At 62.1% G+C, this 25,350-nt stretch carries 22 protein-coding genes; 5 read left to right on the forward strand and 17 right to left on the reverse strand.

Annotation, left to right across the window (positions count from 1 at the left end; translation table 11 throughout):
- From Q0X68_RS09270 to Q0X68_RS09310, 9 genes are all read right to left on the reverse strand, one after another.
- The coding region (locus tag Q0X68_RS09270) for a molybdopterin-dependent oxidoreductase (RefSeq protein WP_297750671.1) at positions 1-1,557 on the reverse strand (1,557 nt) is incomplete at its 3' end.
- 169 nt (positions 1,558-1,726) lie between these two features.
- A complete protein-coding gene (locus Q0X68_RS09275; protein WP_297750674.1) occupies positions 1,727-1,957 on the reverse strand; it encodes a DUF6457 domain-containing protein in 231 nt (76 codons plus the stop codon).
- Positions 1,958-2,006: 49 nt separating this feature from the next.
- Entirely contained in the window at positions 2,007-2,480 is a 474-nt protein-coding gene (moaC, locus tag Q0X68_RS09280; protein ID WP_297750677.1) for a cyclic pyranopterin monophosphate synthase MoaC, read from the reverse strand.
- Between the two features lie 4 nt (positions 2,481-2,484).
- Positions 2,485-3,684 (reverse strand): gephyrin-like molybdotransferase Glp, encoded by a 1,200-nt coding sequence (gene glp, locus Q0X68_RS09285; protein ID WP_297750680.1) that lies wholly within the window; start codon positions 3,682-3,684, stop codon positions 2,485-2,487.
- Positions 3,681-4,418 carry a HesA/MoeB/ThiF family protein gene (locus tag Q0X68_RS09290; RefSeq protein WP_297750683.1) on the reverse strand — a complete coding sequence of 246 codons (738 nt, stop codon included), beginning with the start codon at positions 4,416-4,418 and terminating at the stop codon, positions 3,681-3,683. The genes glp and Q0X68_RS09290 overlap by 4 nt, the downstream gene beginning before the upstream one ends.
- Positions 4,409-4,843, reverse strand: coding sequence for a molybdenum cofactor biosynthesis protein MoaE (locus Q0X68_RS09295; protein WP_297750686.1), 435 nt, complete (start codon positions 4,841-4,843; stop codon positions 4,409-4,411). The genes Q0X68_RS09290 and Q0X68_RS09295 overlap by 10 nt, the downstream gene beginning before the upstream one ends.
- Positions 4,836-5,069 carry a MoaD/ThiS family protein gene (locus tag Q0X68_RS09300; RefSeq protein WP_297750689.1) on the reverse strand — a complete coding sequence of 78 codons (234 nt, stop codon included), beginning with the start codon at positions 5,067-5,069 and terminating at the stop codon, positions 4,836-4,838. Before Q0X68_RS09300 ends, Q0X68_RS09295 begins: the two co-directional genes overlap by 8 nt.
- Positions 5,070-6,086 carry a GTP 3',8-cyclase MoaA gene (gene moaA / locus Q0X68_RS09305; protein WP_297750692.1) on the reverse strand — a complete coding sequence of 339 codons (1,017 nt, stop codon included), beginning with the start codon at positions 6,084-6,086 and terminating at the stop codon, positions 5,070-5,072.
- A 118-nt stretch (positions 6,087-6,204) separates the two neighbouring features.
- Positions 6,205-6,690, reverse strand: coding sequence for a molybdenum cofactor biosynthesis protein B (locus Q0X68_RS09310; RefSeq protein ID WP_297750695.1), 486 nt, complete (start codon positions 6,688-6,690; stop codon positions 6,205-6,207).
- Between the two features lie 47 nt (positions 6,691-6,737).
- Between Q0X68_RS09310 and Q0X68_RS09315 the strand changes: the two genes are divergently transcribed.
- From Q0X68_RS09315 to Q0X68_RS09335, 5 genes are all read left to right on the forward strand, one after another.
- Positions 6,738-7,139 (forward strand): molybdopterin-binding protein, encoded by a 402-nt coding sequence (locus Q0X68_RS09315; protein WP_297750698.1) that lies wholly within the window; start codon positions 6,738-6,740, stop codon positions 7,137-7,139.
- Positions 7,136-7,885 (forward strand): molybdate ABC transporter substrate-binding protein, encoded by a 750-nt coding sequence (modA, locus tag Q0X68_RS09320; RefSeq protein ID WP_297750701.1) that lies wholly within the window; start codon positions 7,136-7,138, stop codon positions 7,883-7,885. Before Q0X68_RS09315 ends, modA begins: the two co-directional genes overlap by 4 nt.
- A 6-nt stretch (positions 7,886-7,891) precedes the next feature.
- The gene (locus tag Q0X68_RS09325; RefSeq protein ID WP_297750704.1) at positions 7,892-8,677 is read left to right on the forward strand and encodes an ABC transporter permease; all 786 of its coding nucleotides are present in this window, start codon (positions 7,892-7,894) and stop codon (positions 8,675-8,677) included.
- 11 nt (positions 8,678-8,688) lie between these two features.
- On the forward strand, positions 8,689-9,276 hold the full coding sequence (locus Q0X68_RS09330; protein ID WP_297750707.1) for an NTP transferase domain-containing protein: 588 nt from the start codon (positions 8,689-8,691) through the stop codon (positions 9,274-9,276).
- Positions 9,277-9,481: 205 nt separating this feature from the next.
- Positions 9,482-10,774 carry a mechanosensitive ion channel gene (locus Q0X68_RS09335; RefSeq protein WP_297750710.1) on the forward strand — a complete coding sequence of 431 codons (1,293 nt, stop codon included), beginning with the start codon at positions 9,482-9,484 and terminating at the stop codon, positions 10,772-10,774.
- Positions 10,775-11,337: 563 nt separating this feature from the next.
- Here Q0X68_RS09335 and Q0X68_RS09340 read toward each other — a convergent pair.
- From Q0X68_RS09340 to Q0X68_RS09375, 8 genes are all read right to left on the reverse strand, one after another.
- A complete protein-coding gene (locus Q0X68_RS09340; protein WP_297750713.1) occupies positions 11,338-12,366 on the reverse strand; it encodes a Fic family protein in 1,029 nt (342 codons plus the stop codon).
- A 209-nt stretch (positions 12,367-12,575) separates the two neighbouring features.
- Positions 12,576-13,163, reverse strand: coding sequence for a hypothetical protein (locus tag Q0X68_RS09345; RefSeq protein ID WP_297750716.1), 588 nt, complete (start codon positions 13,161-13,163; stop codon positions 12,576-12,578).
- 444 nt (positions 13,164-13,607) lie between these two features.
- Positions 13,608-14,705 carry a glycoside hydrolase family 172 protein gene (locus Q0X68_RS09350; RefSeq protein WP_297750719.1) on the reverse strand — a complete coding sequence of 366 codons (1,098 nt, stop codon included), beginning with the start codon at positions 14,703-14,705 and terminating at the stop codon, positions 13,608-13,610.
- Positions 14,706-14,715: 10 nt separating this feature from the next.
- Complete coding sequence (locus tag Q0X68_RS09355) at positions 14,716-15,612, reverse strand: carbohydrate ABC transporter permease (protein ID WP_297750722.1); 897 nt, start codon at positions 15,610-15,612, stop codon at positions 14,716-14,718.
- Positions 15,605-16,546 carry a carbohydrate ABC transporter permease gene (locus Q0X68_RS09360; protein ID WP_297750725.1) on the reverse strand — a complete coding sequence of 314 codons (942 nt, stop codon included), beginning with the start codon at positions 16,544-16,546 and terminating at the stop codon, positions 15,605-15,607. Before Q0X68_RS09360 ends, Q0X68_RS09355 begins: the two co-directional genes overlap by 8 nt.
- 5 nt (positions 16,547-16,551) lie before the next feature.
- The gene (locus tag Q0X68_RS09365; RefSeq protein WP_297750728.1) at positions 16,552-17,856 is read right to left on the reverse strand and encodes an ABC transporter substrate-binding protein; all 1,305 of its coding nucleotides are present in this window, start codon (positions 17,854-17,856) and stop codon (positions 16,552-16,554) included.
- A gap of 26 nt (positions 17,857-17,882) precedes the next feature.
- Positions 17,883-18,914 (reverse strand): LacI family DNA-binding transcriptional regulator, encoded by a 1,032-nt coding sequence (locus Q0X68_RS09370; RefSeq protein WP_297750750.1) that lies wholly within the window; start codon positions 18,912-18,914, stop codon positions 17,883-17,885.
- 457 nt (positions 18,915-19,371) lie between these two features.
- On the reverse strand, positions 19,372-25,332 hold the full coding sequence (locus Q0X68_RS09375; protein ID WP_297750731.1) for a type ISP restriction/modification enzyme: 5,961 nt from the start codon (positions 25,330-25,332) through the stop codon (positions 19,372-19,374).
- Positions 25,333-25,350 lie beyond the last annotated feature (18 nt).

A 25,350-nucleotide genomic window follows, 5' to 3' on the forward strand; every position in this document is an offset into this window, starting at 1 on the left:
AGTGAACTGGTTATCGATCACACAGATGAACTCGCACTTGCTGTCGTCTTGAAGCAGCTTGCGCAGTTTGCCGTTATCGGCATGCTGGCTAGCGAGCATGTTGCCACCGAACTCCACCATGAACTTGATGCCGGTCTTCAGCCGGTCGGTGCCCCGCACACCATCCTTCGTGGCGGTCATCTCCTCGCCGTGGTCGATAGCGTTGGACCAGCCGAAGTTAGAAATGGCGTCCGGGATCGGGTTCTCGCCTGCGGAAATCCATGGGGTCTTGGGCCACAGGTAGCCTTCTTGGCCACCGGTGCCTCCGCCAGGGATGCCCACCTGCCCCAGCACTGCCGCGAGTGTGTAGATAGCGCGCACCTGGTTCTCACCATTGGCGTGCCGCTGTGGGCCCCAACCCTGCACAATGTTCACCGGCTTGGTGATCGCAAGGCGAGTGGCGAAGTCACGGATGCGGTCAGCCGGAACGCCGGTGATCTCCGCAGCCCACTCAGGCGTCTTCTCAATGCCGTCCTCACCCTTGCCTTCAAGGTAGGAGCGGTAGGAAAGGTTGGCGGGCACACCGTCGGGCATCGTCTTCTCGTCGAAGCCGACGCAGTACTTGTCGAGGAACTCCTGGTCTTGCAGGTTGTTGTCGAGAATGTGCTTGATGATTCCGGCTACCAGCGCCGCGTCAGTGCCCGGACGCGGGGCGATCCACTCGTCGGCCAGCACAGTGACGGAGTCGGACTGGCGGGGGTCAACCACCGCGATGTGCAGGCCGTCCTTCTTCGCTGCTTGCAGCGACGTCCAGAGGTTGCCTCCGCCCGACATCCGGGTTTCTTGGGGGTTGTGTCCCCACAGCACCCACATCTTGCTGTGCAACACGGTGTTTTCGATGGAGTTCGACGGACACTCGCCCTCCATGCCGTAGTGGAACCGAGTGATGGTTCCGAGCTGCGAGAACGAGTAGTTGCCGTAGTAGTTCAGCTGGCCACCCATGAGGTTAAAGATGCGCTTAGGCAACGCACCGGCAGACACGTGCGCGTTCCACACGCCTGAGCCGTAGACCATGAAGCAGGCTTCGTTGCCGTGCTCCTTAATGACTCGCTTCAGTTCGTCGGCGTAGAGCTGGAAGGCTTCGTCCCAAGAGATCTCGTCCCAGACGCCTTCTCCGCGCTTCGTGCCCTCGCGGCGCTTCAGCGGCTTCTTAATGCGGCTGGGGTTGTAGACGCGCTGGCGCATGTTTCGTCCGCGCACGCACGCCCTGATCTGGCGCCCGAGCAAGGAATCATCTCCGGTGTTGTCGGGCAGGACGCGTTTGATCTGGCCGTCGACTACTTGCAGCCGTAGCGGGCAGCGAGAGCCACAGTTGACGATGCAGGCACTCCATGTGGTCTTCGCGTCTTTGATTCCTTCGACAGCCACAGCCACGGAGTCTGTTGCTGGCATCCCGAGAAAGTGTGCGTTGCTCGCTACCAGCGCGCCGCCTCCGCCGAGAGCAGCGGACCAGGTGACGAAGGAACGACGGCTCACCCCAGACTGGGGGCGGTCGACAGATGGGGCTTCAGTGCTCATGTTCATCCTTGCACCCGTTGACCGATCAGCTTCAGTTCAGCAGTCTACGACATGCCATAGTTGTCGTGACAACTAGGGCATACGTGGCGCGGATTCGCTGTTCATTCCGGCGGAAGCGGGTGTGATTTCGATACGCCACTTCGTGGCTACTCAACCACCGGGTCTGCACTCAGATGGCGTCTTCGATCTTGGCGCGCAGCTCCACGGGGTCGCCGCCGGCTGCCACGGCCAGGCCGAGAATGTACGCACCCACCGGCGCCATCGGGCGCTCCCCGTCGTGCGCGATGCGGGCGGTCAGGTCGAGGATGAGGTCCTCGTCGATGCCAGCCGGGTCAACTCCGACGGCCTTGCACGCGCGCACAATGAAGGGACGCCACTCGCTACGGTCTTCTTTGCTCATGTCTTAGTTCTCCTTATGTATTCGACGGTGTGCCTCCAGCGAAGCACAGTCAACCCTCCGGGCGTGTCCAATCACCCGATCGCCCACCGGATTTCGCGATGATCTTCGCTGACACAATCTCAGCCGAGCGGTCCACGCCCTTGACCATGTCGACGACAGCGAGCGCCGCCACCGTCACCGCGGTGAGCGCTTCCATCTCGACGCCGGTACGGTCGGCGGTGCGGACCGTCGCGCGGATGTCGACGCCGTGATCTTCGATGGCGAGATCAACCGCGCACCCGTGCACACCAATCACGTGCGCCAGCGGGAGCAGTTCGGGCACCTTCTTCGTCGCGGCAATCCCAGCCACGCGGGCGACGGCGAGCACGTCGCCTTTCGGCACCGTCCCGTCGCGCAGGGCCGCCACCACGTCGGGTGAACAGCGCACCGTCGCAACGGCCGTCGCTTCACGGACACTCGGCTGCTTGCCCGTCACATCCACCATGCGAGCGGCGCCGTCGGAATCAAGATGCGTAAACTTCATAGCCCTACTTCACCAGATAGACGTCGAGTGTGCTGCCGGGGGTGACTTCTTCGACGTCGACGGGCACGTACGCCAACCCGTCGGCACGCCAGAGCGAGGCCACCAAATGCGAGCCAGAGACGCGTTCGTTGGCGGGCTCCGCGACATCGCCGTCGAGCATCACGGGCACGAACTGGGCACGACCATTCGGGGTGCGCCAGCCACGTGACACCGTGCACGCTACCGACGGCCAGGGCTCCTGGTGCCCCGAGAACGCACCCAAGAGTTCGCGCAAGAACACCCAGCCGGAGACGAATACCGACACCGGGTTGCCTGGCAACCCCAGAAATGCGACGTCGTGGCCACCCAGGCGAACCCGCCCGGAGCCCTGCGGCTTGCCAGGCTGCATCGCGACGGGCGAGAAGGCGGCGTCGATGGCGGCGCGCACCACGTCGAAGGCCCCGACGGACACCCCGCCGGTGGTGACGAGCACGTCGGCATCCGCGCAGGCTTCGTCGAGCAGCTGCTGAAAGGCCGCGACGTCGTCGCCAGCCCGGCGCACCGCGACGACCTCGCCGCCGAAGCGTCGCACCAATCCCGCGACGAGCAACCCGTTCGAGTCAGGGATCTGGCCGGGCTGGAGGGGCTCGCCGGGGCTGACGAGCTCGTCACCGGTGGTCACGACGGCCACCTTCGGGCGCGCGTACACCGGCACCGAGCCATACCCGATGGATACCAGCGACGACGCCACCGCGGCGTCGATACGCGTGCCGGCGGGCACGCCGGGGTCGCCCACCTGGATGTTCTCGCCCTGTGCGCGCACGTGCTTGCCAGGTTCAGCTGCCTCGACGATGCGCACGCGCTCGGGCAGCGGGGTGGCGCCGCGGGGTTGGTCGGTGAGTTCAACCGGCACGACGGTGTCCGCGCCGGCTGGCAGCGGGGCGCCCGTCATGATGCGCGCGGCGGCACCGACCGGCAGCGGATCGGGTTCGCACGCGCCCGCGGGGATGTCGGCGGCGACGGGGAGCGTCGTCGGCGCCTGCACGTCGACGCCACGCACCGCGAAGCCGTCCATGGCGGAGTTCGTGAACGGAGGCACCGGCACGAGCGCGTCGAGGCTTCGCGCGAGCACGCGCCCCTCGGCGAGCGCAAGCGGCACCTCCTCGATGGGCAGCTCGCGGGCCAGGGCACGCACGTGCGCGAGGTGTTCGTCGATGCTTCTCATGCGGTTCGCTTTCGGAATGGGATCACGTGGTAGCGGCACGTCGCAGCGTCGAGCAGCCACAGCTTGCCGACGAGCAGCTCGCCGAAGCCCGCTAGATATTTGAGGGCCTCCCCCACCTGCAGCGTGCCAACCTGCGCCACGGTGGGACCCAAGATGCCAATCTCGAGTGCGGTCGGGTACGTCCCGGGCTCGGGCTCGACGGGGTGCAGATCGCGTAGCCAGAGCTCGTCGCCGTGCTCGTCGGGTAGCCCGAAGAAAGAGCACTGCCCCTGCATACCCACCGCGCTCGCCCACACCAGCGGCGTGCGGGCCGCGCGGGCGGCGTCGGAAATGAGGTACTTCGCGGCAAACTGGTCGGTGCAGTCGAGCACGAGGTCGGCGCTCGGGATCAACTGCGCGGCCAGCTCGGGTGTTAGGAACTCCTCGACCGCCACCACCTCGACGCCCGGGTTCAGGCGCATCAGCGTCTCGGCAGCCGAGCGCGCCTTGTTCACGCCGATGTCGCGGTGCAGCACCTGGCGCTGGAGGTTCATCTCCTCGACGACGTCACCATCCACGACGGTGATGTGCCCGACGCCAGCGGCCGCGAGGTAGGGCAGCGTCGCCGAGCCGAGACCGCCCGCGCCCACCACCACGACGCGGCTCGCCACGAGGCGTTCCTGGCCGCGCTCCCCCAGGCCGGGGACGTCGATGCTACGGCGGTAGCGCCGTCGCTGTGCCTCCGTTAGGGGCACTGCGACCACTCCTCGCTCCCGTCCGTAAAGCGCTGGAGCTTCCAGATGGGCAGCGTTTCCTTGATGCGGTCGACGAGGTCCGACGCGCACGCGAACGCCTGCTTCCGGTGCGACGCCCCCACCACCACGACGAGCGCGGTGTCGCCGATAGCGAGGTCGCCCACCCGGTGGTGTGCCGCGACGGCGTGCACACCGTCGCGGTCCTGAAATTCAGCGACGGTGCGGCGCATCACCGCATCAGCCGACGGATGCCCCACGTAGCGGATGCCCGCAACCGCGCGCCCGTCGTCGTGATTGCGCACCACGCCGCGGAACGTCACCACTGCGCCGGCGGCATCGTCGCCGACAAATGCTTCGAGGCGCGCGTCGTCGATGGTGACCTCGACGACGGCTGCGTCCATGCGTGCGGCCATGGGATTAACCACCGGCGAAGGGTGGGAGGATGTCGAGGGTGGCGACCCCGTCGAGCGAGCCGCTCGCGATGGGCTCCCCGTCAGCGAGGAACGTGCACACTTGCAGCACCCGGGCGAGGCGTTCGTCGCCCTCGCCGAGTTGCTCGCGCAGCGTTTCGAGGGTAAGCCCCTCGGCGTCGACCTCGCGGCTGTCACCGCCTGCAGCTTCTGCGGCTCCGGCGAAGAACCTGACCTGCATTCATCCTCCGATCGCACTCATGCCACGCTGTGGCTGCTCGAACTCGTCCGTGTCAATGCCGTGGGCCTGCGGTTTGCGACGGTGTGCGCCCGCCCAAGCCTCCGCAAGCGTAGCGTCGTCGGCCCCCGAACGAAGAAGCCCGCGCAGGTCCGTCTCTGTGCGCGAGAACAGGCAGGTGCGGATTTGGCCGTCGCTAGTGATCCTGGTGCGGTCGCAGTTGGCGCAGAATGGGTGCGAGACCGATGCGATCACGCCGATGTGTCCGCCGGGCTGGGTGTCGTCGGGCGCGACGCTCCACAGCTCCGCCGGGGCTGCTCCGCGCGGCTCGGTGGCGGGCGAGAGTTGGAAGCGGGCGCTGAGCGCGTCGAGGAGTTCCTGCGCGGTCACCATGTCGTGACGGTGCCACTCCCCCTTCGGCCCGAGCGGCATCTGCTCGATGAAGCGCAGCTCGTGGCCGCCCTTCAAAGCGAACTCCGCCAGGGGCACCACGTCGACTTCGTTGATGCCGCGCATGATGACGGCGTTGACCTTCACCGGCCGCAGCCCGGTTGCGTGGGAGGCCTCGATGGCTTCGAGTACGTCGGGGAGGCGGTTGCGCCGGGACATCTGCGCGTAACGGGCCTCGTCGAGGGAGTCGATGGAGATGTTCACACGGTCGAGGCCGGCGTCGCGCAGCTCCTCCACCTTGGGCGCGAGGCCGATGCCGTTCGTAGTCAGCGCAGTTTCCGGCGCGGTGCCGTCGGGGAGTCGGAGCTTTTTCACGCGGGCGAGGATGCTGGCGAGGCCTGGCCGGATGAGGGGCTCGCCGCCGGTGAAGCGCACCTTCGTGATACCGAGTTGTTCCACCCCCACGCGGATGAGGCGCACGACCTCGTCGTCGGTGAGGGTTTCGTCGCGTGGGATCCATTGCATACCCTCCGCGGGCATGCAGTACACGCAGCGGAGGTTGCAGCGGTCGGTCAGGGACACCCGCAGATCGCGGGCGACGCGCGCGTGTGCATCCCTGAGCTCAAGCATAGGGCGCAAGTTTAGCCGGGTATTTCAATCTGCTCGACTGAGCGCACACTAGATCGCAAAAACCGCCTTTATCGGGGCAAAATCGTCATCTGGAGTGCGCTCAGTCGCGCTTTGCCTGTTATCCGTGATCGCCGCCGTCGAGCTGGTCGATGAGGTGTGTGAGCGCGGGCACGATGTGCTCGACGACGTCGCGTGCGCCGCCTACTGACCCGGGCGCGTTGAGCGCCACGGCGCGCACGCCGTCGCAGGTGACGATGCCGGCGATGCCGCGCGAACACATGGCGTGCGGCTGGGGCCCGACGCGGCGCAGCGTCTCCGCGATGCCCGGCAGCTCGTAGTCGAGCAATGCGCGCGTGGCTTCGACGGTGACGTCACGCGGGCCGACGCCGGTGCCGCCACACGTGACCACCGCGCGGGCACCGTCGCGCACGGCCTGCCGAATGACGCCCGCGATGGCGTCGCGGTCGTCGGGGACGACGGTAGGGGCCGGCGCGTCGAATCCGGCGGCGCGGAGTCCGTCGACGATGATGGGGCCTGAGCGGTCGGCATAGACGCCGACGTGGGCCCGGTCGGAGCAAGTAATCACGATCGCGCGATACGACATACACCCACAGTACCGCGTCCGCATTTGCGGCTGATACCCTGCACGTCATGTCGCAAATACGCATTGCGCAGGCTGCTCGCCTGCTGGGAGTGTCAGATGACACCATGCGCCGCTGGGCTGACGCGGGCCGCGTGGTCGCACAGCAAGACGCTTCTGGAAAGCTAGTGATCGACGGCGCCTCGCTCGCCGCCTTCGCGCAGGAGCAGGCTGCGGCGAATAACCCCGCAGCGCTGGATGCCCGCTCCGGCCATCGCTCCGCGCGCAACCACTTCACAGGCCTGGTGGTGAAAGTGACCTCCGACAAGGTCATGAGCCAGGTCGAGCTGCAGTGCGGGCCGTACCGAGTGGTGTCTCTCATCTCCACCGAGGCGGTGGGGGAGCTCGGCCTGGAGCCGGGCACCGTCGCCACCGCGGTCGTCAAGTCCACCAACGTCACGATCGAGGCATGATGCGCCGCATACTTGCTCTGTCGTCCGCATTTCTGCTGGTGGCAGGGTGCGCTTCGACGCCGACTTCGCCTGCGCCCTCCGACTCCCCCGCATCGACCGACGGCGCCGTCGTGTTCGCGGCAGCATCGCTGCACGCGGTCTTCGAGGACATCGCCGACGGCGCCGACGTGCGCTTCTCCTTCGACGGGTCGTCCAGCCTGGTCGACCAGATCGCCGGCGGAGCGCCCGCCGACGTATTCGCCTCGGCGGACAAACGCAACATGGACAAGGCCGTCGAGAAGGAACTCATCGACGGCGAACCGACGATGTTTGCCACCAACACGCTCGTGCTCGTCACGCCGCCCGACAACCCCGCGGGCGTCACGGGCCTCGACGATTCGCTCGACGGCGCGAAGCTCGTCGTGTGTGCGGCCGACGTGCCGTGCGGAGGGGCCACGAACCGGTTGGCGGACACCGTCGGGGTGAGTCTGAAGCCTGTCTCGGAGGAGACGAGTGTCACCAACGTGCTCGGCAAGGTCACCGCAGGCGAGGCCGACGCGGGGCTCGTCTACGCCACCGACGCGACCGGCGCCGGCGACAAGGTGCACACCATCGACGTTCCCGAGGCGAAGAACGACCCCAACACCTACTGGATCGCTGCGGTGCGCGGTGGTGACAGCGCCAGGGCGCGCGCATTCATCGAGCAGGTGACCGGCGACGGGCAGCAGACGCTGAGCGACTACGGGTTCGGCCCGCCAGCGCCCTAATCGTCCATGCAATCACTTCCTCGATGGCTGTTTGCCCCGTTCACGCTGGGCGTGGCGGTGCTTGCCATACCCCTGATCGGCTTGCTGGTGAGTGCCGACTGGGCTGCGCTGCCGTCGCTGCTCACCTCGGCGCGAGCACTCGACGCACTCCGGTTGAGTCTCATCACATGCTGCATCTCGACCGTGATCGTGCTGTTGGTGGGGGTGCCGCTGGCGCTCGTGCTGGCGCGCAGTGAGGCGTGGTGGGGCACCGTCGTGCGCACGCTGGTGACGGTGCCGATGGTGCTGCCTCCGGTGGTGGCGGGCTTGGCGCTGCTCACGACGTTCGGCCGGCGCGGGCTTTTGGGGCGGGCGCTCGAGGTGGCTGGAATCCAGGTGGGCTTCACGACGGTGGCTGTGGTGATGGCGCAGACCTTCGTCGCCTTGCCGTTTCTCGTCACATCGCTGGAGGGGGCGCTCCGCACGCAAGGTGCCGAATACGACGCCGTCTCCGCCAGCTTGGGCGCGTCGCCCACGCGCACGTTGTGGCGTGTGACGTTGCCGCTCATGTGGCCGGCTATCGCGTCGGGAACGGCGTTGTCGTTTGCGCGGGCGCTCGGCGAATTCGGCGCGACGCTCACGTTCGCCGGGTCGCTGCAGGGCGTGACACGCACGCTGCCCCTCGAGATCTATCTGTTGCGCGAGCAGGATGCGGACACGGCCATCGCGTTGTCCGTCGTGCTCATTGCGCTGGCGCTGTTGATCGTGTGCGTTGCCGGGAGGCAGAACACCTGGCGGGTGGGACGTCGGTAAGCTGCATGGGTATGCACGCGCCTTCGCTCGACTACGACGCCATCATCGTCGCCGGTGGTGCCGGCAGGCGCATGGGTGGGGTGTCGAAGGCTGACCTCGTCGTCGACGGCTCCCGCCTGCTCGACACCGTCGTCGACGCCGTGCGCGACGCGCGGCAGACTGTGGTCGTCGGTGACGCTGCGGTGCCCGACGGTGTAGTGCGCACGCGTGAAGATCCGGCCGGCACGGGGCCAGCCGCGGGGTTAGGGGCCGGGCTCGCGGCGATCAAGCATCCGAGCCCGTGGACGATGGTGCTGTGCGTAGACCTGCCCGACGCGGAAGGCGTGGCACAGCGGCTGCGAGAGGTAGGCACGGGCCTGCCGGAGGAAGTGGACGGGGCGGCGCTCGTCGCGAATGAGCGCTGGCAATGGCTCATGGGCTGGTACCGCACAGCAGCGCTGCAGCGTGCCATCGACGCGTTCGGAGACCTCAAGCACGCCCCGCTGCGACGGGTGCTCGCTCCCCTGCGCTTGGTCGAGGTGGAACCTGGCCGAGCGGTTCCCGTCGACTTGGACACCCCAGCCGATCTCACAAGTTGGGAACAGGCCCCGCGCATGTAACTGTCGTGCCGCGACGGGCTGAGATATTCGCTGTCAGCGAACCGTTGCGGTGGTCACCCGCTGCCGACAGCTGCGTTCACCCAGAGTTCATGTGACCGGCCTTGACACCGTTTCCGAGAACTTGAAGGGTAGTCGATGGAGTTCGTGCCCATTCCGGAGTGCGACACCACCCATCTTCAACCACACAAGAAGAGTGAGTACACACATGGATTCGCTGAACATCGATTGGGGCAGCCTGCTGCTCAATATCGTTGCCGCCATCGTCATTCTCCTAGCCACATGGATCATCGCATCTCTGGTGAAGAGCGCGCTGTCGAAGTGGCTCGTCAAGATCCCGTTTTTGCAGCGCTCTGAAGACGGCGGCAGGGGCCTCGCCGGTTCGCTTGCCACCATCGTGTCGCTGCTGATCTGGCTGCTGGGTCTCACCGCAGTCCTCACGCTCTTCAGCCTCGACAGCGTACTTTCGCCGCTGCAGGGCCTGCTCAACGGCTTCATGCAAGCGGTGCCGGGGGTCGTCGGTGCTGGCCTGATCTTCTTCATCGGCTATGTGCTGGCGAAGGTCGTGCGTCACATTCTCGTCACAGCCCTTCACGCTGCTCACTTCGACGAGCGCGTGGCCAACTTCGGCTCCGATGCTAAGCGTGTCTCCGATGCGCCGATCAACCGCTCGGCGACGCAGCCCGCGCAGGCTCCGCAGGGCCAGCCGTACCCGCAGCAGGGTCAGCCTCAGCAGGGTCAGCACCAGCAGATGGCCGCTCCGCAGCAGCGACCTGCGCAGCAGCGCAGCTCCATCACCGACATCATCGGCAACGTGGTGTTCGCACTCATCGTCGTTGTGGTCTCTATCGCGGCACTCGATGTGCTCGGCATCCCGGCACTTTCTGGCCCCGCCACTCGCATGCTGTCGTTGTTCCTCGACGCGCTGCCGCTGATCATCGGCGCCGGCATCCTTCTGGCTGTCGGCGTGGTCATCGCGAACTTCATCGTCAACATCCTGGAACCGATCCTCGAGGGCCTGAACCTCGACGAGAAGCTCGAGGGCCTCGGCATCGAACGCGGCTCGGTGAATTCCGTCAAGGTGATCACCACCATCGTTCGCGTTGGGATCATCCTGTTCTCCGCTGTCGCTGCTGCCAACCTGCTGAACTTCGCGGCGATCACCCGCATCCTGGACAACATCCTCTCGCTGGGCGGCCGCATCCTCTTCGGTGCTGCCGTGATCCTGGCCGGCGTGTTCATCGCCAACCTCCTGGCCAAGATCGTCAGCGGCACCGCCTCGCACATCATCCGCGTGGCCACCATCGTGCTGTTCTCGGCTATGGGCCTGCAGTTCATGGGTATTGCTGATTCCATCATCAACCTCGCCTTCGCCGCGCTCGTCGTGGGTGGCGCCGCCGCTGCGGCGCTCGCGTTCGGTCTGGGTGGCCGCGACGCTGCTGCCCGCCAGCTCGCGAAGCTCGAGGCCAAGTCGGACGAGGTCACTCCCACCGCGCAGTGATCTAACCTGCTTCGACGATTGAGGGCGTCCCGCGACGGGGCGCCCTCAATAGTTGGGTGGCGCCGCGTCCTTGCTGCTCCGCTCGTCGAGTAGCGGCGAAGCCGCGTATCGAGACGCAACCGGGGTTTCGATACGCGCCCTTCGGGCGCTACTCAACCACCGGTGGACGACGGGCGCCTCGTCTCACCCGATCATCGAGTAGCGCCGGAGGCGCGTATCGAGATGCACCTACCCCTCCCAGACCATCGAGTAGCGCCGCAGGCGCGTATCGAGATGCACCTACCCCTCCCAGACCATCGAGTAGCGCCGCAGGCGCGTATCGAGATGCACCGATTGAACATCTTCACAATCCGTACGCAGATTGACCAAACACCCCAAAAACGGGCCCTTCATCGCATCTGCGTACGGATTATGAAGTTTCGTGCGCGGTTTCGATACGCGAGCTGCGCTCGCTACTCAACCACCTGGCGCTTCCCCGGTCGTCGAGTAGGCCCGCAGGGCCGATCGAGACACACCCGAACGCGAGCGACGAGTTGAAATCATCCACGAACGATTCGAAGTGCCTAGCGAGTACGAATGTCCTGCATCAGGGTGGGGTATGGGTCCTCCAAGGGGTTGCGATTCGCAGTCACCTCGTCGCGGATCGCTCGAAGTGCTGGGCCCATCACGTAGTGACGTCCACGTGTCTCCCCTCGGGCGATAAGCAGGTGATGCGCTGCGAGTTGTTTCAAGTGCCTAGTTGCACTCGTCGCATCGAGCCCGGCCTGTTGTGCGTACCCCGATCTAGTGATCCGGGCACCCAAGAATGCGTCATAGAGCGCATCGAGCGCAGGATCCGGAAGCTGCTGCGTTATCTGCAGCTCATCAAGCATCGTCCACACATGCGCTGATTCATCCAACCGCCGACGGACTGTTTGTGCCTGCATATGATGCGCCCGTAGACAGAACCTCACCCACGAGCTCGCATCGCGTTCGGGGTGCCACTCCCCTTGTCCGACGCTGGCCAATACAGAGTAATAGTCGTCGGTGTTGTGTCCCAGCCATTCCTCAATGCTGAGAAACTCGGGAGAAAGCGTCCGTTCCCTCGCGAGCACCACTGTCTGAAGCGCGCGAGCCATCCTCCCATTGCCATCCCGAAAAGGGTGGATCATCACGAGGTTGAGATGCGCCATGGCCCCAGTAACGAGCGGCTCGGCATCGGTCGCCGTGAGGCTGCTCATCAGCTCCTCCACTAGCTGCGGCACCGTGTCAGGATCTGGGCCGCGGTATACGACGCGATCATCATGAGAATCCCGAACATAAATATCGGTGGCTCGGAACGATCCTGCTGATGAGCCGACGAGGTCATGTTCGAGCAACATGTAGTGCATGATGCGTAACGTCTGTGAATCAATGCGAAAACCTGGCGTGGAGGCATGGTTGATAATGAACGTCAGCACACGCCGATACCCAGTGATTTCCGCCCAGGTGGCCGCATCGGCCAGCAGCGGCGACTCATCATCGACCGCCGCAACCGCATCTTGCTGAGTGATGGCGTACCCCTCGATGGTGTTAGACCCTCGAATGGCGCGAGCCTGCAACGAGCGACGCAAGTTGCCCTGCCACCTACGAGGCAGTCGGAGCATCCCAGCGAGACTGTCGCGCATCTCTGCGATGTCGCTGAGAACCTCTTGGTCGCGAGCCGTCAGCTCAGGTGTTGTGAAGATCACACCTCAACAATACATGTAATATTGCATGCATCGAACCGCCGCGACACGTTCACCACCAACAGCCAAGATCGATTACTGGCTGGCGATGCGAGTTACTTCTTGCGGAACAGCCTGGCGAAGATGGATGTGTTCTTGCCTTCCTCCCCGCCCGAGGTGGTACCTGCTTCTTCATGTGCAGGCGTGTTTCCGTCGACGTCCGGCGCGGCTTCCTGGTACGCGAAGTACTGCCCTTCGACGTCAAAGATGTCGTCGTCAGCACCGATAGCCCCGACCACGCGCGGAAGCTCCTGAATGATGAGGTCGCCGTCTACCTCGACCGGTTCGTCGGCCCCGTCATTTTCACGGAAGGTAAACGGGGATTCATCAACCACTGGTGCGCCTTCGTCGAGCTCCTCATCGCCTGCGAGCATGTGCCGGACGAGTGTGCCATCAACGAACACACGGTAATCCACGAACCCAGTCGAGGACACCGTGCTCACCACGTGCCAGATGCCGGGCAGTGTGATTGAGTCAGTTTCGAAGTGCTCCGCGATCAGCATTTCCGGGTCCAACAAGATAGTCCAATCACGTGGCCGGGCCACCGCGACGAACTGGTTCATCGGGTCACAGAACGCGGTCCACAAGTCACCGTTGGTTTGCGTCGGAGCAAGCCCCCAGGCTTGCAATTGCTCGTCCGCCACAGATTCACTTGTGAGGATCAGAGATGTTGTAAGTCCCATACGAAAGAGAATAACCAAATGGGGTTCAACTGGCGGGCCTCCGATGCGCGCACTTCGCTCGCTATTCAACCGCCTGGTCAGACCTACGCCTTGCTTGCCCCAGGCCATCGAGTAACGCCGAAGGCGCGTATCGAGATGCAGCACGCTTTCGACACGCCTGCTACTCGGACGGTCCTCAGCTCTCTTCGCGGTCCGCCGAATCCTCTTGCACATTCCAATGACGTTGAGCCCGAGTAGACACATATCCAGACCCAACTCCGCTTCGCTGATGCCCCCGACGGATCGCGAACAAGCACTGCGACACTGCGTAGAGATTAGGGATGCCGAGACCATCGGGTTCGGCATCCCTATAACTCGCTTCCCTATGTGGCCGGCAACACGGACCCCATCTACGGTGAAGTGGGATCAGCGCGGGCGGCGATCTTCGGCGGTACCCGCCTGACCGCTCACATCCACCGGGTGGTCGAGGTACCAGTAGGCCACGCTCGCAAGGTCATCATTGCGTTCGAACAGGCCGTTATCCCAGTCACCGATCATCTGCTGCGTAACGCGCAGGTCTTCTGCGAAGTAAATGGGATCAATCAAATGCCAGCGGTACATATCGAAGTGAGGAGGCATCCCCTGCTCATAGTTCGAGAACCTCGAACGATCCTTCACATCCACGCGTGTAAAACCGAACGAGTGGCTCGAGTACGTTTGCGGAATCGGTTCCGGATCCTTCCGCAATGCATCCTGAAACGCCCATGAACCACCCACGTAATCCTCGAGCCCGGTGCTCGTCAGGGTTGGCCATTTGCTATCGCCATCGATGAAAAATTTCAGTTCACCTTCACCCCACCAGTAGCGCTCAAGCGAGGTCAGCGTAAAGAAAGTACCGAGATACGCACCGCTACCCTTGACCACCTCAAGCACCACATGGTCGTTACCCTTACCTAGATCGCCATTACTCCTACGCCACTGCGCATGGAAGTAGCCGGTCGAAGCATCGAGCGCGTCACCGAGCGTGCAATCTACCTGATAGAAGAACCCTTCAATCACATCCGGATGCTGGCTCTCAATCACGATCCGAGCATGCGAACGGAACGGCATCGCGATAAACGAATTGAATCCCGAGTTCGGGGCTACCACGATGGGAAGGGAATCCACACGACTAGAAATGGCGCCACCACAGCAAAAGAAGTCCCCCAGAGGCGCCACGACCGAAGGGGCTTCTTCACCGTCCCAGTACATCTTCACCAGGAGGTTTCGATAGACAAAGGGATTTGCCTTTGTCACCGCGTTGCAAGTAATCCAGATATGTCGCACTACGCCGGGACCATCAACGTCAACGAGCACGAGCTCTTCTCCCGGACTCAGATCTACACAAGGTGAACCCTTACGAGCAACCCCCAGCCGCGATGCTGCCTGTGCTGCCTTACCTTTCTCGCCTCGCGGATTCTCGGCATTAAAGGTTCGAGTCACAACACCAGTGGGAATATTGATGGGATCAAGAATATTAAGCACAATTACTCCTTTACTTCACAGCGCCGGCAGTCACGCCATTGCTCAAATTTTTCTGGAAAATGAGAAAGAAAATGATAGTGGGCAACAAGGACAAGAACGAACCAGCGTTGACGACGGTCATATCCACCGTGTGCTGGCCACGCAACGTCGCAAGCGCAATGGGGATCGTCTGCGAATCTTGACTATCAAGAAGCACAACCGGGATATAAAACTCGTTCCAAGTCCAGATAAAGAAGAACACCATCAGGACGGCCAATGTTGGGCGAATGACAGGGACAACTACTGTCCAGAGAATTCTCCAACGGCTCGCACCATCTACCTGTGCGGCTTCGAGAATTTCCCGCGGGAACGTCCCGAGCACACCAGAGAGCAAATATGTACCAAAGGCGCCCTGCAGCACGATAAATATAATAGTCACTGACCAAATCGTGTTAAGCGTACCTGTGGCTTGCGCAACATAGAACAACGGATAAATCAGTGCCTCTTGCGGAATCATGGTACCGAGTAATAGAACTGCAAGTACCGTGGTGCGCATCTTGATTCTGCCGATACCGATCGCATATGCCGCTAGAACAGATATCAGCACACCAACAATGGCAACAACAACCGAGATCACGATCGAATTCATCAGAGCTCGTGGGAAGTCGACGATCTCGAGATAGCTTTGAAGCGGCCCAAAATCAATCTTCTTGGGAAGTGCTAGTGGACCTCGAGTGGAGTAATCTGCCGGGCTCTTAAACGCATTGAGCACAACCAACAGGAATGGCGACAAGATGAGCAGCGCACCGATGCACGTCACGACGAAAACCAGAAGCGATCCTGGCTTCACGCGCTCCCAGAACGACCCCGCCCTGGGCCGATCGGTATTCACGCCACTCAGCGGGTCTTTGCTCACTGAATCAAGCATCTTCGCTCCTCCTTTGAACCCAGAGCATGACCAGGGCCACAACCAGAATCACGGCCGCCATCACAGTTGCGATGGTCGCGCCATACCCCACGCGGGAGAGCTCGAAAAAATTTCGATAGGCGTAGTAACTCGGCACCACTGTGGACCCTTCAGGGCCGCCGCCAGTTAAGATGAGGATCGGCGCGAACACTTTTAACGCAGCGACTGTCGCAGTCAGGGTAACGATGAATATTTCAGGCCGAATCTCTGGGATAGTAATCCTACGCAATTGCTGGAACCATGAGGCCCCGTCGAGATCTGCCGCCTCATAGAGGGAAGGGTCGACGCGCCCAAGCGCGGCCATAAAGATCACCAAAGGATACCCGAGCTGCAGCCAGACGAGCATGAGCATCACAGTGATAATCGCAACCTTAGGGTCACCCAGCCAATCAGGCGGGTTTGATATGCCGACACCGCGAAGTACGGCATTTACTGCGCCTGCGTCCGTGTTCATCACCCAGCTCCAAATGAAGCCTGCAACGGCAATGGGCAGGATCTGGGGTAAGTAGTAGCATCCACGCAAGAAACTCGCAATTCGAGCCCCGTAGCGCGGAGCAATCAGGTTAAAAAGAATCGCAGCGATAAGCAGGCCAAGAATTGTAGGGACGACAACTATGGCAACGATCATCAAAAGAGAGTTCTTGAACGACATCCAAAATGCGTCGTCTCGAAACAGGTTGCTGTAATTTTCGAGCCCTACCCAGCTCATCTCTGCGGCCCCACCGCGCCAATCGAAAAGACTGATGAACAGGTTTCCAAACAGGGGTATCAAAACGATAGCAGAGAAACCGATGATCATCGGCAATAAGTATGGCCAGTACCGTTCTTTGCGTTCACTATGTTGACGGCGCTGTGTCTTGAGCTGACGTGAGCCGCCTGCGCTCACTGCAGTCATAGCGTTCACTTCCCGGCGCCTGAGTCATAGAAGTCCTGAAGGGCCTTGATGAAATCATCTGCCGTTTCGTTCCCGTTCGACATCGCCTGCATGTGCTCCTGGATGAAGTCAAGGAACCCAATCACCGGGTAATCGGGGTAGTACGAGAGCGCGTCGCCGTCCATGAGTTCAACAAAGCCTTCTGTGTACTCACGAGTGCGATCATCGCTGATCGTGGCTGGGTCACCCGCGATTGGCAGTCCGCCAAGCTCACCGATGAGGTTCTGAACCTCTTCCGAGAGCGTGATATCAATCCATTCGTAGGCGAGCTCCTTATTCTTTGCTCGTTCGGGCACACCCCACAGGTGTCCCGACGAGCCCATTACCAAGTTCGCCCCCGGGAATGTGGCGTACCCCCAATTGAAGTCGGCTTCGCTCACCGCACGGTGGAAGACACCGTGGTTCCACACGACCATTGCTGCCTTGCCACTAAGGAAGTTCACTGTCGCTTGCTCAAAGTTCAGACCGGCAATGTCCTTGCCGACGTATCCACGCTCAATCCATGACTGGAATCGCTGGGTACCCTCGAGCCAAGGACCTGTTGAGAAGTCGACAGGGTTCCTCACGAACATGAAGTCGTCGATTTCATCGCGCGTTGCAGCCGCCGACACTAGGGAGTACCACACCCACATTTGGTTGAAGCCCTGGCTCGTCGCCGCCGAGCTGGCAATCGGGGTGACGCCGGCTGCGACGAGCTTATCCATACCAACTTCGAGCGCATCGAGGTCGCTGAAGTCGGGATCTACGCCATGTTCCTTGAGGAGATCTTCGTTATAAAACAACGTGACGTACTCACCGATGTTAGGAATGCCGTACCAGTCACCAGAGCCTGCCATCCCGTCTTCATACATTGCGAATGAGCGCATAGACGCCCCGACTTTGTCGCCCCAACCTCGCTTATCAACCTCGTCTGTGAGATTAGTAAGCAAACCCTGCATGGCGAGCTGACCACCATCAGCGTTGCCCTTGTTAAACTCGATAACATCAGGAACATCGTTTCCCGCCAGCGTGATCTTGGCATTTTGCCGCACTGCATCAAAGCTGGTCTGTTCAAAGCTCACCTTGACGTCCGGGTGCTTCTCTTTAAAGATTTCGAGAGCCTTCTTCCACCCGCGCCCCTGCGCGGAGGTAGGGTCCTCGTATTGGAGAATCTTCATCGAAGTACCATCTCCTTCGCCTGAGGATCCACATGAGGTGAGGGTCGTGGCGAACAAAGGTGCTGCAGCTGCGATGCCGAAGGCACCCAAAGTTTGGCGTCGCGTGATTTTCATTTTTGTTACCTTTCAGTAGGTGCGGGTCATTCCGCAATGTTGGAAACGGACTCTCGTGATATGAGAGGGCAAGGGACTTTTATTCGGCTAGGCTCCGACTGCCCGTTATCGATTCGTTGAATGAGTTGACGGACCGCCTCCGCACTCATATGCGGATGAGGTAATTCGACAGTGGTGAGCCGAGGCTCAAAGAATTCGGATGTATATTGCACGTTGTCGAAGCCCACGATGCTAAGATCTTTCGGAATCGAGAGGCCCAAACCTTGCGCTGCACGGGTCACCCCGAACGCTGTCCGGTCAGAGAAGCAGAAAAGTGCGGTTGGTCGTTCTTGTGTGCTTCCCCCAAGGATATCGCTGGCGATCTGTTCCCCAGCAGATGGCGAGGGATCTTTCGCATTGATGACAAACGCTGCATCGTCCTCACCAAAATGTTCCCTCATGGCTTTTCGATAGCCTTCCTCACGTAGATGTCGAGCAATGTACTTTTCCTCATCGATGCCGATGTAACCGATACGTGAGTGACCAGCGGCTATAAGGTGATTCGTCGCGTCGTAGGCTCCTTGCACTTCATCGGCAATCACCTCTGTAACGCTTGGAGCTTTTCCTGAACTCACACAGTCAAGAAAGACAAATGGAACTCCTTGTGGCACCTCCGGAACTTGGCGCTCGCGAAAGTAATCCGCGGCAAAAATAATTCCGTCAACATCGCGCTGAAGGGCTGTACGTATTGCTTCCTGCTCTGCGTTTGGGCCATCCATGACAGGGATCGTCATGAGGATGTACCCGGCATCTGTCGCCGTCGTCTGCGCACCGAGCAGCAGACCTGGCAGGAATAGATCATCAGCACTCGTGTAGCTAATGAGCGCAATCGCATGGCTCTTATTGAGCTTGAGGCCAATCGCGTGGAGATTGGGTGTGTAGCCCATTTCTATCGCCGTGGCACGGATGCGCTCGGCCATTGCCGGGTTCACTCTCCCCTGATCCTTGTGGTTCAAGGCGAGGGAGACTGTAGAGACTGATACACCAAGCTTTCCGGCGATATCTCTCATGCGAACCATTGCCACCACTTCCTCCGCACCGTTGCTTCAGGTCAATCGATTTACTACTGGTGAGGCTAGATGCGTCAAACGGTTGACGCAAGGCAGGCCGATAGTTTTCTTTAGAACTGCTCATCGCTGCTGCACGTGACCACAGCGTCACTATCAATGGAGTTCGCAGTTGGCGCCCTTCCCAATGCACTTAAGGGCACGGTCGTTGGCCCTTCTCAGCCGCCGGCAGCTCAATCATCAGGCCAGCCGCGTTGGCTCAGCCGTGTCAGCAACCCAACCATCTGGCAAAGTTCTTCGGGATGCTCCACAGCAACTACAACACTCGACCCGAAGTGGTTACTTCCCGCGGCACTCTCGAGTGAGTGCTTCAACTACTGCCGAGCTTGGCAGTTACTGCCGTCGCACAGGTCAACAGCACCGCGGGCACGAGGGCCAATTTCGACGCACCCGACAGTCGGACAGTCCCTCAGCTCTCTTCGCGATCCGTCGAATCTTCTCGCGCATACCAGTGCCGCCGCGCTCGGGTAGACATGCGATCTTCCAGCCCTGCTTCGTGCAGCGCATTGATCCAGAGGCCGCAGCGCGACTGCACCATCGCCGCGTTCGGATGCGTAGGGTCACGATGTTCCTCATAGAGCGCGACGGTCAGTGGCCCCGTCGTGCGTGCCGCCACCTCGCGGAGCGCTTCGAGCGCCGTCTCCTTGGACACCACATTGCGGGGGTATTGCTCGGGATGGACGGCGAGCACAGCCTCGCCCCATCCCCACGTACCGTCCGGCGCGACGGCGTACCGCATGAGCTGGCGTACGCGAGCCTTCACGTCGCTCCAGCTGCCAAGGCGGGCGCGGATGGTGCTCGTCGATGGCAGGCCACGCGATTTCCAGTACTGCTCGTATCCCTGATAGGTGTACCTCTCAACATCGTCGCGGAAGAACTGCAACACTGCCGCCCACAGCACTTCGTCGGGCATGGTGGGACGAGGGCCGCCGCGGTCTAGCACAAGATGGTGCAACCCAGCACGCCGCAGGGCGTTGTTCCAGCCGCCGAAGCGCATCGTCGGAATCTGCTTACTGGGTAGCCCATGCTCCAAGGCCCACTCGGTGAACGAATCGCCCGTATGAACGCTGCTCTCCTCAGCCCACCGCTGCAACCCGTCGATGAGCTCTTCGTCGGTGACCCCGCCACTCCAGTCGTTGTAGGCGACCTCGTGCACGGCCCGACGGTGCCCCAGCGCCTTGCGGACGGTGGCTTCGTCGGATTCTGCCCACTCGGCGAGCTCCTCGATGGTGAGTTCCGGGTGAGTCAGCGACGCTGCGTAGATGTGCCGCTCCACACGGCGTCGACGTCGATCCTGCTGCTGCTTTGCTTCCTCGCGCAACTGTCGAATATTGACGCCCTGACTCCCCGCGATCTGCCGTACTCGCTCACGCGACACACCGTACAGATCGCCCACCGTTTGGAGGGTCAAACCGGCCCGTAGCCCTTCCACCATCAGCCGATCGCGTCGCTCGGTTTTCCATTCTTCGGGGAGTGCCTGGAAGTAGTCCAGCCATTCGTCCGCGTCGGGATCTTCTGGCAACTCGGGCGCGACGGGTAGCGGCGAATCCTCGTCCGGCTCGTGCGGCGCGCTGTGCTCCAGCTCGACGTCAGCCGGGCTCTCCTCGACGGATTCCGCGCCATCAAGCGGCAAGTGTGGCAGTGCGTCGACGATGCGCATGGTCTCCAGCGACACGGTGATGACCCGCCCGACGAGGTCGCGGATGTAGCGGGGGTCGCCCACCTCACGCGACCACGCATTCGGGTCATTCACGATGCCGGAAGCCTTATCTGTCCTGATGTAGTAGCGGTCGACGATCCACTCCAGCGCCGAGCGCGAGCCGAGCTGGTAGCGGAAGGCCTCCTCCGGGAGACCCGAGAGCGTGACGTGCGCGTTGTAGATGAGCGTCGTCCGGTCGGTCTCGCCCTTGCGCTTCGGGAACTTCATGCGCTTGTCGCCCACGGCATAGAGCTCCCACTCGTCCATGTCCATCGCCGCCTTGGTTTGCTCCTGCAGTGGATAGGGCTCGACGGTTTCGTAGCCGATGTGCAGGTCCATGAGGCGCTGTCCGGCGTCAGCGAACGCCTGGAAATCTGCGAGGTCCTTGGCCAGCGGGATGCGTGGCAGCATCTTCTTGAGGTCGGCGGCGAACCGCTCCCGGTACTGCGCGGAATGCAGCACCCCGTAGACGTAGGTGAAGATCAGGTCTTTCGTCACCGACGGGCCGAACGCCTGCTGAAAGTGCGCGAGCGCCTCGTCGGTGATGTTGTCGATCCGGCGGTAGCCGTCCACGAGCTCCATCGATTCATCAAACAGCGTCTCCGCCTCGCCGCGCTTGGGGCCAGGTTCGTAGGTGTATCGGGCAAAGAACTGCGCAGCGTCCACGTACGTCTTGCTGTCTGGAAGCAGAGCCGTGGCCATGACGGACGGCGGCGTGCGCAAGCTCGGTTCTCCAACCAAGAACCCGACGTTGGGCGTCGCGTTCGTCGGGAAGAATCCAGCGTTCTGTCCTGGAACCGAATTGAACACTGCATCGAAGTACAGAGCCTGTCTCGTGAAAGGCCGGTAGAGCGAATCTCGGATGCTGCCTGGGTGGAAGGCCTCGGTTCTCCCTTGAGCTGCTCGCTTGCGCAGGTTACGGGACCAACTGATCTTTGTGGAGTCGTCGAGTTGTTCCGTTTGCGGAGTACGCTCTGCCGCTTGAGCATTGAAGGTCTCGATCATACGCCGCATGTTGAATTCAACCTGCGCTGTGTCGAAGTTGTAGCACCACGCGTCACGCGTTGTCTCTACGCCCCTGCTATAGGTTTGGAAAACCTCACTGATGGGCATGAACTGCTGGAACAGTTCGTCGCGCTGATTGAGCCAGTCGCCTTCGGCGTTAGGCGTGATCTCCGCCCATTCGTCGTCGCCCAACTGGGCGCTGTTGATGATGGCGAGTTTCTCGTCGCGGCTCAGGTAGTCACCGATGTCGCGGTAGTGGATGACAGCCGGGCCATCGTGGGCGGGGTCTTTCACCCCCAGGACGACGGCGACGGTAGCGCGGCTGCCCGAACCGAAGATCTTGCCGCCTTCCTTGCGCGACTGCTCTCCCGCGGTTCGTTGATTCCCCCGCAGGTTGAACACCCACAGCTCGCTGAACTCCTCGGCCATGGCCAGACGCATACCGTCGGCGGTGTTGCCGTCGATCCAGCCACCGTTGGACACGAACGCCACGATGCCGCGCTCCCCCAGCCGGTCGGTGGCCCAGCGATAGGCGCGGATGTAGGAGTCGTAGAGCGAGTTCTTGTTCTGCGCACTGGAGCGCGCCGCATATGTGTCCGCGATCCGCCCGTCGAGCGTCGGATACTTCACATTCTGGTTGTTGTCGTTGGCGTTCGTCTGCCCCACCGAGTACGGAGGATTACCGACAATGACGGTGATATCCGTAGCCAGCTGCTTGGTGATGCGCTCGTTGTTGGCCGGCAGCAGACTGGTGTCGACGCGGTCGCCCTCCTCGCTGATCTGGAAGGTATCCGTCATCGTCGCGCCGGGGAACGGCACGTACTCGTCGCCGCCGTGCAGCGCCTCGAACGTCGCCTCGATGTTCACGCACGCCACGTAGTAGGCCAGCAGCATGATCTCGTTAGCCATGAGCTCCTGCGCATACTTCCGCCCCAGATCCTCCGGTCGGATGATGCCCGACTGCAGCAGCCGCACCATGAACGTGCCCGTGCCCGTGAAGGGGTCCAGGATGGTGACACCCTCGTCGGTGAGGCCCTGCCCGAAGTGCTGGCGCGAAAGATCATCGGCGGCACGGAGGATGAAATCCACCACCTCAACCGGCGTGTACACGATGCCGAGCGCCTCGGCCTGCCTTGGGAAGGCGTTCTTGAAGAACTTCTCGTAGAGGTCGTGGATCACCTGCTGCCGGCCAGCTGCCGACGTGACCGCCGCCGCCCGCACCCGCACAGACTCGTAGAAGCGGTCCAGTTTCTGCGTCTCCGCGTCCAGGCCCTGGCCCTCCAGTGTGTCGAGCATCGCCTGCATGCCCACGCTCACCGGGTTGCGGCTCGCGAAATCAGACTCGCTAAACAGCGCCTCAAACACCGGGGCGGTGATGAGATGCTGCGACAGCATACTCACCGCGTCATCCCGAGTGATGGAGTCATTCAGGTTCGCCTGCAAACCGGCGAGGAAGGTGTCGAACTGCGCCTGCACCTCGTCGGGGGCATCCTCCAACAGCGCCTCGATGCGGGCGATCTGAGCCGCCGACATCCTGGCCACGTCGCGCGCCCACTGATCCCAATACTCGCGGGTGCCAACCTTGTCGACGATCCGCGAGTAGATGGCGTCGCGCCAATCAGCCAGGTGGAACAGCGGCAGCTGCACCGCAGCCCCAGGCTTGTCGGGGTTCTCCGCGTCGCCGCCGGTCAGGTCGGGGGCATCGACGATGACCTTCCCGGAATCGTCCTTGCCGCCATTCAACTGGATGGACTGCACGATCGCCTCGAAGCGGTCGTCGTGGGCGCGCAGTGCGTTGAGCACGTCCCACACCACCTTGAAACGCTTGTTGTCCTTCAGTGCCTCGGAAGGCTCGACGCCAACCGGCACCGCGATAGGCAAGATGATGTAGCCAAAGTCCTTGCCCGGCGCCTTCCGCATCACACGCCCCACCGACTGCACCACGTCGACAGCGGAATTCCTCGGGCTCAGGAACATCACCGCATCCAGCGCAGGCACGTCGACGCCTTCGGACAGGCAGCGGGCGTTCGTCAGGATGCGGCACTCGCCGTCGGGAACCGGTGCTTTCAGCCAGGCGAGCTCGTCGGCACGCACCATGGCATTCATCGTGCCGTCGACATGGCGGGCCTGCGTCATCAGGATCTCGTCGGCGTCATGCCGCGACGCACGCACCACGTCTTCGAACGCATCCGCCACGCGCTTCGACGACTTGATGTTCGGCAAGAATGCGACGGCCCGTTTCATCGGGGTCTCCCCCGGCGAGAACGCGGGAGCCGCGTCGCCGGGATGCGTGCGCTTGGCGAGGGTATTCCACGCGCCCATGATCTTGGCTGCATCGTCCAACGGAATCTCGAGATTGTCGTCGGCCATCATCGACTGGACGGGGCCCGCCATCTGTTCTTCCGTGACCATGAGCACGGCCACCTTGTAGTCGGTGAGCAGTCCATTCTCGACGGCCTCCCCGAAGCCGAGGCGGTGGAACACCGGCCCGAAGAGGGCGAGGTCGTCCATGCTGGTGAGCTCCGCAGAATGGTCTGCGGCCTTCGTCTTCACCGCGTCACCGAACATGCGGGGCGTGGCCGTCATGTACAGACGCTTCTTGCCGCGAATGAATTGCTGATCGTGCACGCGCACGAAATGCGACTCATCCTCGCCCGATAACGTGACACCCGTCGTGCGGTGCGCCTCGTCGCAGAGAATCAAATCAAACTCGGGCACGCCCAGCGCCTGCGCCTCAGCCACCACAGCCAGCGACTGGTACGTCGAAAACACGACGGTGATCCCCGCCGCACGCTTCCCTGCTATTAGTCGGTCACGCAGCGTCTGCGGATCCGTCGTCGCGGGCAGCGGTACGTCATGGGGAGCAATATCCTCGGCGGCTCGTGACGCCTTCGTGTCCGAGCACACGACGAACGGGCGTAGGTCCGTGGTGGCTTGCGCGGTCCACTCCCGCAGCGACTGCGAGACGAGCGAAATGGACGGCGCCAGGAATAGCACGCGCAAACTGCCGCCGTTACGTTCAGCCATTTCTTCTGCGAGCTTCAGCGACGTGAACGTCTTGCCTGTGCCACAGGCGGAGATCCACTGGCCGCGGTCCTGCTTCTCGAACCCCTCGCTGATCTTCTCGATGGCGGTGCGTTGGTGAGGCCTCAGCCCGAACTTCGTGCGCGGTTTCAGGTCAACGATGAGCTTGGTCTCGTCGGCAAAAGCCCAGTCGATGGGAGAAAGGGCAATCTCTGCCAGGCCCAACCGCTGTACGGGAATGGTCTGCTCTTTGAGCGCTTCTTCAGCGAGCGACGACCACCTATCCGTCGTAGAAATGATGATGCGGTTGGTGAATCCGACACCATCCCACCGCTTACCCGAAGCCGTGAAGAACGAATCGATATGAGCCTTCTGAAGCGTCCGATGCGGGTCATAGAACTTGCACTGGATAGCCGTCCAATCGCCCGTTTCTTTGGAACGCGCCACCAAATCGATACCGACGTCGATGCTCGCACCACGGTGCGGCCACTCCGTCCACTGCATCACCTCGTCGTACTGCGCGGCCAGCGTCGGATCATGCTTGAAGTAGTCGATCATCAAGCGCTCAAACTTGGTGCCCTTTTCCGACTGCGACGGTGCGTCAGCGAACCCAGCGATGATCTCCTGCACTGTGGTGGTCATGCGGCTATTACCTCCCGA

It is taken from the genome of uncultured Tessaracoccus sp. (genome assembly GCF_947286155.1).
Lineage (GTDB): Bacteria > Actinomycetota > Actinomycetes > Propionibacteriales > Propionibacteriaceae > Arachnia.

What these genes read in the sequence shown, in the direction of transcription:
- Q0X68_RS09365 (WP_297750728.1), bottom strand. Translation starts at nt 17,856, where the DNA reads ATGAAAATCACGCGACGCCAAACTTTGGGTGCCTTCGGCATCGCAGCT.
- Q0X68_RS09330 (WP_297750707.1), top strand. Translation starts at nt 8,689, where the DNA reads ATGCACGCGCCTTCGCTCGACTACGACGCCATCATCGTCGCCGGTGGT.
- Q0X68_RS09300 (WP_297750689.1), bottom strand. Translation starts at nt 5,069, where the DNA reads ATGCAGGTCAGGTTCTTCGCCGGAGCCGCAGAAGCTGCAGGCGGTGAC.
- moaC (WP_297750677.1), bottom strand. Translation starts at nt 2,480, where the DNA reads ATGAAGTTTACGCATCTTGATTCCGACGGCGCCGCTCGCATGGTGGAT.
- Q0X68_RS09310 (WP_297750695.1), bottom strand. Translation starts at nt 6,690, where the DNA reads ATGTCGTATCGCGCGATCGTGATTACTTGCTCCGACCGGGCCCACGTC.
- Q0X68_RS09375 (WP_297750731.1), bottom strand. Translation starts at nt 25,332, where the DNA reads ATGACCACCACAGTGCAGGAGATCATCGCTGGGTTCGCTGACGCACCG.
- modA (WP_297750701.1), top strand. Translation starts at nt 7,136, where the DNA reads ATGATGCGCCGCATACTTGCTCTGTCGTCCGCATTTCTGCTGGTGGCA.
- Q0X68_RS09315 (WP_297750698.1), top strand. Translation starts at nt 6,738, where the DNA reads ATGTCGCAAATACGCATTGCGCAGGCTGCTCGCCTGCTGGGAGTGTCA.
- Q0X68_RS09355 (WP_297750722.1), bottom strand. Translation starts at nt 15,612, where the DNA reads ATGCTTGATTCAGTGAGCAAAGACCCGCTGAGTGGCGTGAATACCGAT.
- Q0X68_RS09275 (WP_297750674.1), bottom strand. Translation starts at nt 1,957, where the DNA reads ATGAGCAAAGAAGACCGTAGCGAGTGGCGTCCCTTCATTGTGCGCGCG.
- Q0X68_RS09370 (WP_297750750.1), bottom strand. Translation starts at nt 18,914, where the DNA reads ATGGTTCGCATGAGAGATATCGCCGGAAAGCTTGGTGTATCAGTCTCT.
- moaA (WP_297750692.1), bottom strand. Translation starts at nt 6,086, where the DNA reads ATGCTTGAGCTCAGGGATGCACACGCGCGCGTCGCCCGCGATCTGCGG.
- Q0X68_RS09360 (WP_297750725.1), bottom strand. Translation starts at nt 16,546, where the DNA reads ATGACTGCAGTGAGCGCAGGCGGCTCACGTCAGCTCAAGACACAGCGC.
- glp (WP_297750680.1), bottom strand. Translation starts at nt 3,684, where the DNA reads ATGAGAAGCATCGACGAACACCTCGCGCACGTGCGTGCCCTGGCCCGC.
- Q0X68_RS09325 (WP_297750704.1), top strand. Translation starts at nt 7,892, where the DNA reads ATGCAATCACTTCCTCGATGGCTGTTTGCCCCGTTCACGCTGGGCGTG.
- Q0X68_RS09335 (WP_297750710.1), top strand. Translation starts at nt 9,482, where the DNA reads ATGGATTCGCTGAACATCGATTGGGGCAGCCTGCTGCTCAATATCGTT.